General features: G+C 41.2%; 15 protein-coding genes. 5 read left to right on the forward strand and 10 right to left on the reverse strand.

The features are described 5' to 3' along the window. Position 1: 1 nt before the first annotated feature. The gene (locus LU361_RS01345) at positions 2 to 694 is read left to right on the forward strand and encodes a hypothetical protein (protein WP_233086516.1); all 693 of its coding nucleotides are present in this window, start codon (positions 2 to 4) and stop codon (positions 692 to 694) included. Between the two features lie 72 nt (positions 695 to 766). Here LU361_RS01345 and LU361_RS01350 read toward each other — a convergent pair whose 3' ends face one another. The 5 genes from LU361_RS01350 to prmB all read right to left on the reverse strand — a co-directional run bounded on the left by LU361_RS01350 (position 767) and on the right by prmB (position 5151). Beyond that, positions 767 to 1645 carry a TraB/GumN family protein gene (locus LU361_RS01350; RefSeq protein WP_233086517.1) on the reverse strand — a complete coding sequence of 293 codons (879 nt, stop codon included), beginning with the start codon at positions 1643 to 1645 and terminating at the stop codon, positions 767 to 769. Between the two features lie 257 nt (positions 1646 to 1902). After that, complete coding sequence (locus LU361_RS01355) at positions 1903 to 2289, reverse strand: SirB2 family protein (RefSeq protein WP_233086518.1); 387 nt, start codon at positions 2287 to 2289, stop codon at positions 1903 to 1905. A gap of 80 nt (positions 2290 to 2369) precedes the next feature. Next, positions 2370 to 2813, reverse strand: coding sequence for a CopD family protein (locus LU361_RS01360; RefSeq protein WP_233086519.1), 444 nt, complete (start codon positions 2811 to 2813; stop codon positions 2370 to 2372). Between the two features lie 207 nt (positions 2814 to 3020). Beyond that, complete coding sequence (gene aroC, locus LU361_RS01365) at positions 3021 to 4112, reverse strand: chorismate synthase (protein WP_233086520.1); 1092 nt, start codon at positions 4110 to 4112, stop codon at positions 3021 to 3023. A gap of 121 nt (positions 4113 to 4233) precedes the next feature. Further along, a complete protein-coding gene (prmB, locus tag LU361_RS01370) occupies positions 4234 to 5151 on the reverse strand; it encodes a 50S ribosomal protein L3 N(5)-glutamine methyltransferase (RefSeq protein ID WP_233086521.1) in 918 nt (305 codons plus the stop codon). 406 nt (positions 5152 to 5557) lie between these two features. Between prmB and folE the strand changes: the two genes are divergently transcribed. Then, the gene (folE, locus tag LU361_RS01375; RefSeq protein ID WP_233086522.1) at positions 5558 to 6103 is read left to right on the forward strand and encodes a GTP cyclohydrolase I FolE; all 546 of its coding nucleotides are present in this window, start codon (positions 5558 to 5560) and stop codon (positions 6101 to 6103) included. A gap of 67 nt (positions 6104 to 6170) precedes the next feature. On the opposite strand, the gene LU361_RS01380 is transcribed toward folE, so the two are convergent. Both LU361_RS01380 and LU361_RS01385 read right to left on the reverse strand, forming a co-directional pair. Continuing rightward, on the reverse strand, positions 6171 to 7079 hold the full coding sequence (locus LU361_RS01380) for a DUF4892 domain-containing protein (RefSeq protein ID WP_233086523.1): 909 nt from the start codon (positions 7077 to 7079) through the stop codon (positions 6171 to 6173). 583 nt (positions 7080 to 7662) lie between these two features. After that, complete coding sequence (locus LU361_RS01385) at positions 7663 to 8514, reverse strand: alpha/beta hydrolase (RefSeq protein ID WP_233086524.1); 852 nt, start codon at positions 8512 to 8514, stop codon at positions 7663 to 7665. A gap of 759 nt (positions 8515 to 9273) precedes the next feature. Here LU361_RS01385 and LU361_RS01390 point away from each other — a divergent pair. From LU361_RS01390 to egtD, 3 genes are read left to right on the forward strand one after another with little or no spacing between them, the layout of a single operon-like run. Then, positions 9274 to 10098, forward strand: a complete 825-nt coding sequence (locus LU361_RS01390; RefSeq protein WP_233086525.1) for a PhzF family phenazine biosynthesis protein — start codon at positions 9274 to 9276, stop codon at positions 10096 to 10098. Next, positions 10088 to 11347: an ergothioneine biosynthesis protein EgtB gene (gene egtB / locus LU361_RS01395; protein WP_233086526.1), complete on the forward strand. Its 1260-nt coding sequence runs from the start codon at positions 10088 to 10090 to the stop codon at positions 11345 to 11347. Before LU361_RS01390 ends, egtB begins: the two co-directional genes overlap by 11 nt. A gap of 19 nt (positions 11348 to 11366) precedes the next feature. Continuing rightward, on the forward strand, positions 11367 to 12335 hold the full coding sequence (egtD, locus tag LU361_RS01400; protein WP_233086527.1) for an L-histidine N(alpha)-methyltransferase: 969 nt from the start codon (positions 11367 to 11369) through the stop codon (positions 12333 to 12335). 136 nt (positions 12336 to 12471) lie between these two features. Here the strand turns inward: egtD and LU361_RS01405 are convergent, their stop codons facing one another. The 3 genes from LU361_RS01405 to LU361_RS01415 form a co-directional block, all read right to left on the reverse strand. After that, on the reverse strand, positions 12472 to 12693 hold the full coding sequence (locus LU361_RS01405) for a hypothetical protein (RefSeq protein WP_233086528.1): 222 nt from the start codon (positions 12691 to 12693) through the stop codon (positions 12472 to 12474). Positions 12694 to 12757: 64 nt separating this feature from the next. Then, complete coding sequence (locus LU361_RS01410; RefSeq protein WP_233086529.1) at positions 12758 to 13768, reverse strand: tryptophan--tRNA ligase; 1011 nt, start codon at positions 13766 to 13768, stop codon at positions 12758 to 12760. 184 nt (positions 13769 to 13952) lie between these two features. Next, the gene (locus LU361_RS01415; protein ID WP_233086530.1) at positions 13953 to 15146 is read right to left on the reverse strand and encodes a tRNA-queuosine alpha-mannosyltransferase domain-containing protein; all 1194 of its coding nucleotides are present in this window, start codon (positions 15144 to 15146) and stop codon (positions 13953 to 13955) included. Between the last annotated feature and the right edge of the window lie 141 nt (positions 15147 to 15287).

The raw sequence follows: 15287 nt of genomic DNA on the forward strand, positions 1-15287 counted from the left end.
TATGAAAAACATTCAAGCAAGCGCATTATTAATCTCTTCATTAATTTTATTACCTGCATTTAATGCAACTGCGTCAGATAAATCTATTGGTGGTCAATTAGGCGGAACCGGTGTTGGTGTTCAGTACACGCAAAAAACAAACTGGAGCTTCATCGATAACGATCAACTGCAATTCAAAGTTTCAATCAACGGTATATCAACCGACGATACCGAATCTTTTGAATTAAACGGAGCCGATTACGATACTGACCTTAATTTAACGGTCATATCCGCTGGAGTAAATTGGTATCCTTTTTCTCAAGGTTTCACCCGCAACTTGTATTTCTCTTCCGGTCTAGCCTATTTAGACTCAGAATTGGATGGCACCAGTGAATCCAATCAGAATTTTAGAGTGGGTAACACTCAAATTTCTGCTGGTGACGACTTCTCCCTAACAGTAGATGCAGAGCAACAAATCATTGCACCTTACTTCGGATTCGGCTGGGGAAACAGACTCAGTGATAGACGCGGATTTTACTTTCAAGCGGAAGCAAACTTTATTGTAAATACAGAAGATCCTGATTTTCGTTTGCAAGCGAGAGACCCAAACAATTTATTGCAAGCGAATGATCTTACTATAGAAACGAGAGAATTTGAGGATGATGTCGATGATATATATTCGACGTTGACGTTAACCGTGGGATATCAATTTTAAGCGTTTTTTCTCAACAAGGCAGTTAGCATTTGTATTCTAACTGCCTTATCGGAGATAGACGAAGCTTTTAAATTACAATTGCTCTATAGAAAATCCACGAGCTTTGAGCTGATTTAAAACACCTTCTTTTCCGTTCAAATGCAACGTACCCACAAGCACAAATTCCTTTTCTGTATTGTTGGTTAGCTCAGCCAATATCGACATCCAGTTGTTATTTCTATTCACGACAATGGTGTCATACAGATCGGGAAATTCTTTTCTTAATTTCACGATAGAAGAATTAGTTGTGAACTTCTCGATATCGCCTTCTCGCCAACTTGTCTTTAGAACATTAACAAATTTAGGCAATTCATCGAGATCGCGAAGCGTATAATTAACCATTAAATTGGGTTCAATGTCCCCCATAGATTCTAAAAACGACAATTGCTGATCGGTTGTTTCTAAACTAAGAATTTGCTTATTATCTTTCGCCGCCAATTTATTGAAATATTCTTCAACGCCAAACGCAGGAGACATTCCCAAACGTTGATACTCTATAACAGTAATAACCAAACTCACGCCCCAAGGCTCAAATTTGGAAAAGTTGTTAATGGGAATCCCTCTGGAAGTTAAATAATCGCTGAGCTTTTTGTAGGTATTATCGTCTAAGACACTGTTTAGCGTTCTGCCATCGCTGTAAGTCATAGCAGCAATGGATTTTTGCTGAAACGCCAGTGAACTGGCTTCGTTGATATCGGTTTCAAACACAAGCACATCAGAATCGGCGTAAGCTTCAGCGTATTCAGAAGGCAACGGATGATCATTTGGGCTCAGCAAATGAACCGTGCCCCCTACATAAAAATACTTGCCATCTTTCGTTACTTTCCAAACTGAAGATTCAGCAATAGAACCATTCGAAATAAATAAACAGGAAAATAATAATACACACCACGACCAAACTCGAATTCTCATCTACGTTTCCTTAATACCGTTAAATACAACACATCTAAACGTGCCAAAAACACGAATTATAGATCATCATTATACTGGCAAATATTATTAACGATACATATGTATTTTCAATGAGGTTGGAGGGTTTTCCGCACTGGTATTAAGAGCCGATTTAATACTAAAGTTTATTTCTTTTCTTTATCTCTCGATTGAAAAGCCAGAATATCTACATCGAGTTCGTTACATAGAAGATATGGAAGCATCTATTCTCAACAGCTTCACCCAAACACATAAAAGAAAGACAAAGCCGATTTACTGTGTGCAACACCGACTATGTAAATATAGGTGATCAATCCACCAACAAATCCGATTAGCTTTTTCGACAAGCTGTTGTCTCGGCGCATAACCAATACACCGAAACCAATGAATATAAACAAAGCAATTATTTTAGCCAGCAACCACAGATGAATGGTGGGCCATAACTTCCAACTGAACATGAGTATCAAGCCAAAGATCAATAAACTGCTATCAATAATGTGTGGAGTAATTTTTAAAATACGGGTCTGTAAAAGCTCACTCTTACGCAATGAAAGTACACCGCGAGACAAGAATAAGATCCCTACTAAATAAGCGCAAAGTACATGAATTATTTTCACCCAATCCATACCTTCTCCAATACAGTTTATTGTCTACCATATTATCGTTAGAGATTTTCAACAATCTTCTGCTCAACCGATAATTTAAATTAGAAAAACCACCCTGTTTTAAAAGATACACCGACCACAACAAATAAAATCGAAAATAAGGTAACCGGTATGATATGCCATGCCATATCAAGCAGAGATTCATCATTCAACGTAGGGATAACCCGAAATCTAGCATCCAAGGCAAAGCCAACGGTCAATAACAACAGAGATAATTTTAATAATATAACTCTGGATATTGGGTTCGATGCATCAAACCATAGACCAAAATTTGGTACGAGATTGTGAGCAAGCCAAAAACCCGTTAACACTTGCACAATCAAGGCTGGCATACCAATTTTTTCGTAGACGGATTCAAATTCTATGAGTTGTTGTGCGGATTTATTAATAAGAACTTTAGGCAAAATAACGACTGAGAGAACAATGTGTCCTCCAGTCCAAATAGTTGCAGCCAAAATATGTAACAATAACGCTGTACCGTACACTGTATTACTCGCCTTTGCTCAGTTAATTCCAGTCTCTGAGAAAAAGCATCAGAGATCTAAATGATAAACTGATACTAATAACTGTAGATTTACTGACGCTGACATACATCAAGCAAATCAGCTCCGTAACACGAATACACCGTTAAATAGGCATAAAAAAACCGAGCCATAAAGCTCGGTTTTTTTATTCGCCATTAATATTGTCAGCTATTTTTCGGAAGGAATAACCGGAATATTATGCTCGACACCACCATTTTGGCCGCGATCTCGTAACAAATGATCAATAATGGTTAAAGCCAGCATCGCCTCTGCGATGGGTGTAGCACGAATACCAACACAAGGATCGTGTCTTCCTTTCGTCACAACTTCTACTTCGTTTCCGTGCACATCCACACTCTTTCCAGGAATGTGTAAGCTCGATGTTGGTTTTAGAGCCAAATGGGCGATGATATCTTGGCCGGTAGATAAACCGCCAAGCACACCACCGGCATTGTTGGATAAAAATCCATCGGGCGTAATTTCATCGCGATGTTCAGTACCAAGTTGTTCGACGCTGTCAAAACCTGCGCCAATTTCAACACCTTTGACAGCATTAATCCCCATCATAGCGTGAGCAATATCGGCATCTAGTCGATCAAAAATAGGTTCACCCAAACCCGGTTTTACCCCTTTGGCCACGACGGTAATTTTCGCGCCCACGGAATTGCCTTTTAACTCCTTCATAAATTGCTCCATTTCAGCAATTTTACTGGCGTCAGGGCAGAAAAAGGGATTGTTGTCGATTTCATTCCAATCGACCGAGTCGATTTTTATCGGTCCTAGTTGACTTAAGTATCCCTGAATTTCAACACCATGAAATACTTTTAAATATTTTTTAGCAATGGCCCCGGCAGCCACTCGCATAGCAGTTTCACGCGCAGAAGAGCGACCACCGCCCCGATAATCACGAACACCGTACTTATGCATGTAGGTGTAATCTGCGTGAGCGGGTCGGAATAAATCCTTAATATTTGAATAATCTTTTGAGCGTTGATCGGTATTTTCAATCAATAGACCGATTGGCGTTCCGGTGGTTTTTCCCTCAAACACGCCAGACAATATCTTTACTTGATCCGCTTCTTTACGTTGGGTAGTAAACTTTGATTGTCCGGGTTTGCGGCGATCCAAGTCAATTTGTAAGTCCGACTCGGATATTTCCAATCCTGGAGGGCAGCCATCAACAATCGCGCCCAACGCTAAACCGTGACTTTCACCAAACGTGGTTACCGTAAACAATTTCCCAAAAGTGTTGCCTGACATAATTTTTCTCGTAATTCTTTTCGGTATTGACTGAGTTATATTTTTAAACGTTGCAATTAAATGTTCGTACGTTGTTGAACGATAATTTATACGTTATTGATACACCTATTTTAAATAAACACTAAAAATGTTGCGCAAGAGTTTTGGCATCAATAACAAAAACACCATGACCACCGTTCTCAAATTCAATCCAAGTTAGGTTTAAATCTGGAAAAGCCTCGTCTAAAGCCCACCAACTATTACCGACTTCGCAAAACAATAACCCATCTTCGGTTAGGTGTTTTTTTGCTTCGGTCAATAAACGTCGCGTAAAGTCTAAACCATCTTCGCCTGAGGCAAGCGCAATTTCAGGTTCATGATGATATTCCTTTGGCATTGAATCCAAATCTTCTTTATCGACGTAAGGAGGGTTAGTAATAATTAAGTCATAGCGCTGATCATCAAGGGCAGAAAATAAATCCGATTCAACCGCTCTCACTCGATCATCCACTTGGTGATAATCGATGTTTTGCCACGCTGTATCAACCGCGTGCGCTGAAATATCACTGAGATCAACGGTTGATTCTGGAAACGCCAATGCCGTAGCAATACCAATGCAACCGCTTCCAGTGCACAAGTCTAAGATGCGCTCGGGATTTTTGGTGAGCCAAGGCGAAAATTGTTTTTCGATTAATTCTGCAAAAGGAGATCGAGGCACCAAGACGTGCTCATTGACCAAAAATGGAAGTTCAGCGAACCAAGCTCTGCCAACAAGATAAGGCGCGGGCTTTCGTTCGTGGATGCGGCGCAAATAAAGATTCAGTACTTGATCTCGCTCACTTTGAGTTAATCGAGCATCAATAATGGAGTCCAACAGAGACCAGGGTAATTGCAGCACTTCCAACAATAAGAAAATAGCTTCGTCCCAAGCATTGTCGGTTCCGTGCCCAAAGTATATGTCTGATTGAGCCATTTGGGTCGCGCCGAAACGAATGACATCGCGCGCGCTAATTAATTGCTCACTGGCCTCTTGCCAGACATCTTCTGATTTGGCGGTCACTCAAACAACCCTCGGATAGAAAAGCGGCTATTTTAACGGTATTTCGATACAAAACCAGCGCTGTAAGCGGACAGAGGCTAACCGAGAGGCTATGAACACGATGATAGTTTCAATTAATCAGTGAGCTGATCGCCCATTTTTTGAGAAGCTGACTTTGAAAAATGGGCTGTCGGCTTTACCAGAGCATAATCATGACGTAGGGTATGCAACCTTTTTAAGCAGCTTGGTAGTGTCATCGCCGAGTGAAACCATAGTAGCCTAGCTTGTAATAGGTTAACTTTTAGTCGGTTAGCTTTTGAATAAGTTAATCCTTCTATAATGAATGCATTAAAAACTTGAATTTTTAGTCAAATCCGCGACTCGTCATTGACTGAGTGTCGACGGACTTATTTACCGAGATTCCGATATGAAAGAGCATTTTGCTGAAATTATTTCCTCCATTGGTGAAGATTTGAACCGCCCTGGACTGCAAGATACCCCCGAGCGCGCAGCAAAAGCGTTCAAGTATCTGACCCGTGGCTACAATCAAACCCTGGAAGAAGTGATCAATGGCGCCCTATTTCCATCGGATTCCAATGAGATGGTTGTCGTACAAAACATTGAATTGTATTCGATGTGCGAACATCACTTACTGCCATTTATTGGTCGCGCACATGTTGCCTACATACCCACAGGCAAGGTGCTTGGCTTGTCTAAGGTCGCTCGCATTGTGGATATGTTTGCCAGACGTCTGCAAATTCAGGAACAATTGACCACTCAAATCGCAAGAACCGTTCAAGAAGTGACTGATGCTCGCGGTGTTGGCGTAATTATCGAAGCCAAACACATGTGCATGATGATGCGAGGTGTCGAAAAACAGAATTCCGTCATGAAGACTTCTTCAATGCTGGGCTCTTTCCGAGAAAGCCAAGCGACAAGATCAGAATTCTTAGCGCTCGTCGCTAATAGCTAAACTTCCAGCTGGCCACAAAAAAAGCCGCTTAATAGCGGCTTTTTTATTGATTCTTTCTTATTCGGTGTTATCGCACCGATATTACCCAAGCGGCGACCGCATTTTTCTTTCCGGGAATCAAATTCCCCACACCGTGTACTTCAATACGATTTGCGGCAATTCCGGCACTTTGTAGCTGTTGATACAGACTTTCAGCAATGCCTGTGGAATTATCGATATTTTGCGATAAGCGATCATTACGATGATCACTCACAACCAACGCAATATTGGTGCTTGGAGAAGATTTCAAAAACTGCGCTAAAACCGCACCAAAGCCCTCCGTTAAAATAAATTCACCCTCAACCAGATTGATCGGCAACGGGAGATAACGCTTGCCTTTTATGATGGATTCAACGGTTTTAACAGTTGGGGTTTGATCGATAACGCGGGAAGAATCGATTTTTACAAGATCAATCAACAAATAGCTGCGCTGATTACCCCGAGTCACACCGTAAATCGTTGCCAGCGTTACCTCTTGCTCCTGAATAACTTGGAACACGGCGAGATCTTGAAATTGATCTAAGCCATAGAGTCGACGCTCTTCAAAATGCTCATTCGCCCAACTCGCGCTACTGCCACAGGTATGTCCCTGACAGACAAACAGTGGCGTTGCATCAAAGCGCTGAAGCTGCGCGTAGTAACTTTGCATAACCTCAGAAAGATCGTGGGCTCTAGGCAATTCGTAGACAATTCTAGAAACTTCACCTTGAACTAACTGTTCATTCTCCGCCCGCCAACGACTGTTGATGTTGCGCATAGGCCCGAGCGCGACTACATAGTCACCATTGTTGTTAGATTCATCAACCAGATTGGACCCTGGAAACGGCACTAGCTCCAAAGCGTTGACTGGCAAGGTGCCACACAAAGCACAAAAAAAGGTTAAGACAGCCGCCCAATTTTTAAAACCGTGACCAAAAAAGACTTTGCTTTTATACATTATTACTTTCTAACTCACTGAAATCCCTTCAAAAATAACTGCCTAGTACAGTGACGTTCTATTTCAACAGCAATCAATAGCACGTGAGTATGATTCATAAAAAGCTCGTTTTCTTATACCTTCAATACCTTCTGTTAACGTCTGTCAGTCATCTACATTAATAACTTATTTGTTAAAGAGGGTAATTTTCAGATGCTTTTTACGTTATCTCCCGGCTTACGTTACGCCCCAGTTGAGTCACTCAGGGAATCTACTGTTAAAGTATTTCCTAGGCAGTTCAGCAAAAGGATGAGAATTGAATTTATCTCGCAAACACGACTTAAGCGAACTTCTGGAATTAGTCTAACAAATTAACATTCGACTCAAACATACTTTTGACAAAAGTTGCCGAGTTTCGGTTGTAAATTATGGTTAACCCTAACGTTTTTCCGTGTTTCTTGCTTTTACGCTAAACGTTCGTGCCGTGCTGCAATTGCGGTTATAAATCGATTTTTCCGAAGTTAAAACCTAAAATTTTTTAACGATATTTTCCACGTCATTGCCATAGATGCATATTCATGCCAATTGGCGCGAATTTACTCATTTATTCCTGAAGTAACGGATTAAGAATTGCAGCTATGTTTTCCGCTTCACCTTCCATATGAAGATGATGGCCGCCTTCTAGTAGACTCACACTGATGTGCGGAAAATGCGCCAACTCCTCGTACATGTCACTGATATGTTTACGCAAACCGTCATCGGCAAGGATCAGATGAGTTTTTGCCTCAACTTTATGGACAAACGCGTGCCATTGATTGCGGGTCAGTTTTACCGCCGAAGGTAACTGCAATTTGGGATCAGCGCGCCAGATATAACCACCGGCATGAGAAATAACACCTCGTTCTGCGAGGGATTCCGATGATTCACGAGTAATAGGAAATACCGAGTTCATCCGTGCTTTCACTGCGTGTTCCCAGTCGGGATAGACAGTCGCTTGCTTACGATTGGGATTGAGCAACTGTGACACACACTGAGCAAGCTGTTTTGGCGCATCTTCTTCAACACTCGGATCTGGCCAAATACCATCAATTAAACCGAGATGATCAATACGTTTTGGCAGGGTTCCCGCCGCCAGAGTTGAAATCATTGCGCCACGAGAATGTCCCAAAAGAGAGAAGGTCTCCCAGTTGAGTAGATCAGCGACAGCGAAAACCTCAGCCACATCTTCCCAAATATTGTAGGGAGCCAAGTGTTGACGGTGGCCGCTTAAACCATGGCCGGCCATATCCAACGCTACGATGTGTACATCCAATAATGGCGCCAATTGGTTAAAACTGGCACAGTTGTCCAGCCATCCGTGTAGGGCGATTATCTTACGACTTTTACCTTGCCCCCATACTCGCGCTTGTAGTTTCAAGTAACCTAAATCAAATTCCTGCTCGGTGTAATGCAACAAAGTTATACCTCACCCCTTCAAAAAGATCATTATCATTCACACAAGCAATAACGACAACGAGAAATATCACTTCAAAGACAATCCGTGAATCACGCCAATATAGACAAATATCCACAGTGAATTGACACTTTCGGTCAAACTCATTACATATCGACGCATAAACTGTCAGTGAATTTAGAAATTGCGATTTCTTTATAATTTCAATCACTTATCACTATTGAAATCTCAATTCCAACGTCTTTATATAGCACCTCGTAAAATTTTATAAGCTCCAAACTAAAGAATGAACCACTGACATCTACCACACCACAATCTATAAATGTGTCGAGTGTAACCTTAGTTAAAAACTTTCAGCGTATGATCACCAACAGTATGCGATTAATAAAAAGAGAAGAATGTCATAGAAATCATCTACAGCAGTTAAAAATCACTTCTGCCATGTGTAAACAAGCATCCTTATAAAATGGGTAAATAACCAATACACAAATAATTAATAATGATTAAAAATTAAATTTGTGATGAAAAACAAATGATCGACTATCTGTGTAACAAATACTTCAAAAGGTGACGTAAATTTCATATTCATTCGAAATCACCTCGTGTAAGATAATCCTGCTATAATCATTAGCCAATCTAACAACATTAATAACACAATAATTTTTTGTTGATATTTAACGCTATATTACAGATAGATATGAACAGCTTTCATATAAGAATTATTATTGCGTATCATTAATTGAATGCCCGTCAATCAAATCCATGAAAAAAACAGCATGTAAAATTTATGCATTTGTCGACCCAAGCATCAACCATTCAGGCAATCCTTGCTACGTAACGCGCGAATCGAGTTTTGCATTTCCTTCTATTACCAGCTGTAGTATCAGCACCGAAAAAATATCTCAATCTTCGCAAGGCTATTCACTAGAGTGCAAACAAAACGATACTGCTATCCAATGTTGCGGACACGGCATGCTGAGCGCGGCCTATTGTATTAAAAATCAAATTTTTACTTCAGAGAACTCAACCGATACAGCAAATGCAACAAACAGTAATCGTAAAAACTTACAGCTTTACTTATCTATGTCTAACTGTGTTAGCAATGTCACACTAGACGAAGAAATTATTTGGTTAGAATTCGGAGAAATTGTTTGTGATTTTCAAGACCCGCCAATTTGGTTAAAGCAATTAGATCTGCCAAACCAACCACTCAGGTACGCTCAAACAGCCGCTGACAATGGCTATTGTGTTGTGCAATTTGACGACAATATTGATCTAAAACGGTTAAACGCTCCAAAAGAAACTATTGGTCAATTTACTCAACGTGCGATTATTTATACATCACAATCCAGTAGCGACAAAAATACAGTTTTTTTCCGATATTTTGCACCTCAGTACGGAAATCCAGAAGACACCGCGACGGGGTCCGCCATTAGAATTCTCGCGAACTTTTGGAAAATTAAACATCAAAGAGTCACTTTAAAACAACTATCCCCCAATGGGGGGCTACTATTTGCAGAAAGAAAAAATAAAACCATTCGTGTGGGTGGAATTTGTCGATGGGACGGCAACTATTATGAAGAATAAACCATCATTACTTTTGGATTTCCAGCGCTGCCGAAAATACAGCGTCAATATTTGCGAGCCATTAGCCATTGAAGATTACAGTTTACAGGCTGAGGTTTTTACCAGCCCAACCAAATGGCATATTGCTCATACGTCTTGGTTTTTTGAAACTTTTTTAATCAAACCTAACGTTAAAAATTACAAATCACCCAACGAGCAATACTCCGTTTTATTTAACTCATATTACAATGCCGTCGGCCCTCAGTTCCCAAGAAACAGGCGCGGACTTATTACTCGACCTACAGTGGCAGAAGTTTTAGAGTACCGAGCCTATGTTGACGAACACATGCTTGAATTACTTTCCAACGAACTGACGGCGGAACAAGAATATTTAATCCGCCTAGGCATTGCACACGAGCAACAACATCAAGAATTATTTTTTACTGACCTAAAATACAGTTTATCTTTCAACCCACTGTTTCCAACATATCAAGAGCTGCCTCAAAAATTACAGCAACAACTTTTTTCAAAACACACCGCTCAACCATTGACGTGGACAAGCTTCGACGGTGGAATCACTGAAATCGGTGCTGACAATGAATCGTTTAACTTCGACAATGAAGGCCCAAGGCACAAACAATGGTTGGAACCATTTTCACTGGCCAACCGTTTGGTTACTAACGGCGAATACATGGAATTTATTGCCGACGGCGGTTATCGACGCCCTGAACTATGGTTATCGGACGGCTGGGCCTTAATACAAAAAGAGCAATGGCAAAAGCCGTTGTATTGGAATGATGTTGACAACGTTCTTCACCACTACACATTACACGGCAACCAACCGATAAACCCAGACGCACCCGTTTGTCATTTAAGTGGTTATGAAGCCGATGCGTTTGCCAGTTGGTGTGGCGCGCGGTTACCAACAGAAGCAGAATGGGAAAATGCCGCGCAAAGCGAATCTGTTATTACTGAAAAATCGCCAGTACTCACACCCAAACCTCTACAAGAAAACAACAGCACAACAATAACTCAGTTGTATCAGGAATGCTGGCAATGGACTTCCAGTTCATACAGTCCCTACCCTGGCTACCAAGCAGCCCAAGGCGCCGTCGGTGAATACAACGGCAAATTTATGGCCAACCAACTTGTTTTAAGAGGCAGCTCCTGCGTTACCAGCGAAAACCACGCCCGCGCCAGTTACCGAAACTTTTTCTACCCTCCCGATCGTTGGCAATTTACGGGTGTTCGGTTAGCAAAATCACAATAATCAATCAGGCTTTATCATCATGAACGCAAGCGTAGAGAATCAAATTCATTTTCATGAGTTACACCCTCAGTCAAAAACACACCCTAAAGAGGTGCTTGAGGGTTTAAAAAGTGTGAGAAAAAACCTAAATCCAAAATTTTTCTACGACACAAAAGGCAGTGAATTATTCGAAGTTATCACTAACTTAGAAGAATACTACCCAACACGTACAGAAAGAAAAATTTTTGAAACCTACTCACAAGACATTGCCGAGGTTTGTGGTATTGACTCCATTATCATCGAGCCCGGCAGCGGCAGTTGTGAAAAAATTCAGCTGTTAATTCCTAATTTAAAACCGAAGGCGTACATCCCAATCGATATCGCCGGTGATTTTTTATTGGATTCTGTCAACAAACTGGCTGAAAATTTTCCTGAACTTCCTATACACGCGGTCCAAGCAGACTTCAATCAATTAGATAACCTGCCCAATGAATTGCCAAATGGATCAAAACTCGTTTTTTATCCGGGATCAACTATCGGCAATATGGAGCCAGAAAAAGCGTTAGAGTTTTTAATCAAATTGTCAGAATGGATCGGAAACGATGGCGGTATTCTGTTAGGCGTAGATTTGCACAAGCCCACGCATCAATTAAATGCGGCTTACAATGACCAACAAGGTGTTACCGAAGCCTTTAATTTGAACGCTCTAGATCATCTCAATGACATTTTCGAAGCTAACTTCGATAAAGAGAATTTCTCTCACAAAGCCTTCTACAATGAACAGCTCTACCGCATCGAGATGCACCTTGTCAGTGATTGTGAGCAATGCGTGGAATTTGAGGGCGAGAAAATTCAGTTTGATGAAGGCGAAAGTATTCACACAGAAAATTCGTATAAATACACGAGAAAACAACTGAGCAGTTTGGCAGCAGATGCAGGTTTAACGCTTAAAGAAACTTGGCTGGACGAGAATGAACTGTTCAGCGTGAATTTATTGGTTAGAGCTTAATCAACAGTTTTCTAACCTTTTTAAATTCGGTACTTTTAAGAAACCCGGCTCCTCAATAACTCAACTCTTAAAAAAAGAAACCTCTGATAATCTCAGAGGTTTCTGCGTTAACAACTGACTGTGTTATGACTAACAATCAATATTCTGATCGTTTAGGTTTAATCGGCGCCAACAACAAGAAGAAGATCCAAGCAAACCAAGACACAAAGAAAGTCAGTAAAATCCAAGCAATTTTTTCCGCCATAGTCACTTTGCCAGAAAATAAAATAAACAAAATTGGAATCCAATAAAAAAAGGCAATCACAAAAAAGATGGGTAAGGCCACGATGGCCGTAATTGTCGCTATTATTGCTTCCATATCTGCTTATTTTCTCTGTAGTAACGTAACGATAAATTTAAAATGGTAGTTTTCAGTAACTGAGTTATTTAATGATCTTTCGAATTCCCACGGCGTCGCGCAACTCTTTCATTAAATCGGTTGCGTAAGATCGAGCCTTCTCTGCACCTTCAAGCAACGCTTGCTCTATCACCACAGGATTTCCCATTAACTCTTCGTATTTTTCGCGCGCAGGTGCAATTTCTGCATCCACTAAGGCGCACAGTTCTTTCTTCGCATCACCCCAACCAATGCCGTCTTGGAATTTAGCACGCATTTCTTCTACTTGCTCAGGTGTTGCAAATGCTTGCCACACTTGAAATACCGTTGAGGTATCGGGATCTTTAGCTTCGCCTGGTTCGAGTAAATTTGTTTTAATCTTATTAATGTGCTTTTGCAGTTTTTTTGTCGGTAAAAATAAAGGAATGGTATTACCGTAACTCTTACTCATTTTGCGACCATCCAACCCCTGCAATACAGCAACATTGTCGTCGACAACCGCTTCGGGTAAGACAAATTTATTGCTGTAATGATGGTTGAATCGACCCGCAATATCTCTTGCCATTTCAATATGTTGAATCTGGTCTCGACCAACAGGCACTTTATTGGCGTTGAATAATAAAATATCTGCCGCCATTAAAATCGGGTAACTGTATAAACCCATATTCACGCCGAAATCAGGATCTTCACCGGCTTCGGTATTTTCATCAACGGCAGCTTTATAAGCGTGAGCACGGTTCATCAAACCTTTTGCAGTTAAGCAGGTTAACAACCAACACAACTCTGGAATTTCTGGAACATCCGATTGACGATAAAACACCACTTTTTCTGGATCTAAGCCACAAGCTAACCAAGTTGCTGCAATTTCTTTCGTAGATTGATGAACCATCTCTGGGTCACCGCACTTAATCAACGCGTGAAAATCCGCAAGGAAATAAAATGATAAATTGCTGTCGTCTTTGCTGGCTTCAATCGCAGGTCGAATAGCACCGACGTAGTTACCCAAATGAGGGGTGCCAGTTGTTGTAATGCCCGTTAATACTCTTTGTTTGCTCATGATAATTTACTAGCTCGTCTGTCAATCGCACGAAACGACCCAATGATCGTTATATTCAAAGCACTATAATAACGGGTTTAGTCCTTAGATGGCATTACCCGTGAAAAGGGTTTACATAAAAAAGCTTTACGCAAAAACGGGGTTACACAAAAAAGGTTTCACGCAATAAGGTTTCAATCATCGGTTATTTCTGAAGGTATTGATTCAACGACGCCTCGTACTTGGGTTTCAAGGCTTGCCAAGTCAGTGAAGAACAGTCCCTCGTCCTGAATTCTTCCGCCCCCTTCAATGAACAACCGGCGCCATCGTGTTTAGGTACAAACCAAGAAACAAGCTTGTTTACCGCGTTTCTGGCGGTTTTTTCAACATCACCGGCGTTTACTGTATAGAGATACTGAGAATCAAACCATTCAGGATAAGCCAAGTCTTGTGGTGCAAGAGGAAGACAGCCTTGAGAGACCGCTTCAATCATTGATAATCCTTGAAAGTCATGGCTGGCGGTCGATAAAACCACATCACAGTGCTGAATAAGCGCTTGGTAATCTTGATAACTGTCGACGAAACCCCAAGTTTCAAGTGCATTGTTCTGTTGAAGAATGGCTTTAATATCGGAGAACGCATCTGGCACACGTCTAAATTGCTGACCAGCAATGTGAAATTTAAAACATCGGCCCAACCATTTTTCTTCGGCTAAAATTCGAACAATCTCTAGGAGTAAGCTAGGGCCTTTGTCCCATTCCCAGCGGTGATTCCACAACACATGCACCGTGTGCGTCGAATTTGATCGAAACTTATTGATCACTCGCTGGCAATGATTCAAATCATCATTAATAACTTCATCGACGGGAACCGGAATAACAGAACTTTTACTAGACAGCTGATCGACTAAACCACGGGGAATTCCGTCGGGAAGTTTTTTAAGTAAAGCCTCGGTACCGGCTAAAAAAGTCTTTTGATTGAACAGCGAATTGAATATCAGTTTATCGGCGGCCAATGCGCTGTACAAACTCGTTAACTGAATCTCTACCTTGCCTTGAAGCTTGTCGTTATCAGGGTAAGCAAATTGATTTTCATGGAAATACAAAATTGTTGGCACCGACGCCAGGTTTGGACGAAAACCTCTTAACGCCGTCAAATCAACCATTGAGGTGGCCAACAACAGGTCATAGTGATTATCCAGGTTCGGAAATTCACCCATTCCCCACGTCAAACTGTTGCCGCGTGTTCGCCAAGAAAAGTAGCGAGCTGGCAGCGCCTCCAGGGTCCAATGATATTCGGTGAGTTGTGCCATTAATTCTCTGCACCAACGTTCATGGCTTTGCCCATGATAGGCAGAGAGCAGCAAAATGCGCTTTTGATTGTTAGCTGGCTGTGTCACTGGAATGCTCAGGTTACTTGTTTAAAGCGCTATAGTAACGAAATCAACGCGACTTGTTCGCATGAAGAGCTGGGTTTGTATGAAGAGCTGGGCCCAAATAAAGAAGTGAGTCTGATTGAAGAACAGGATTGGTATTGAAAA

The organism is Sessilibacter corallicola, from assembly GCF_021290925.1.
GTDB lineage: Bacteria > Pseudomonadota > Gammaproteobacteria > Pseudomonadales > Cellvibrionaceae > Sessilibacter > Sessilibacter corallicola.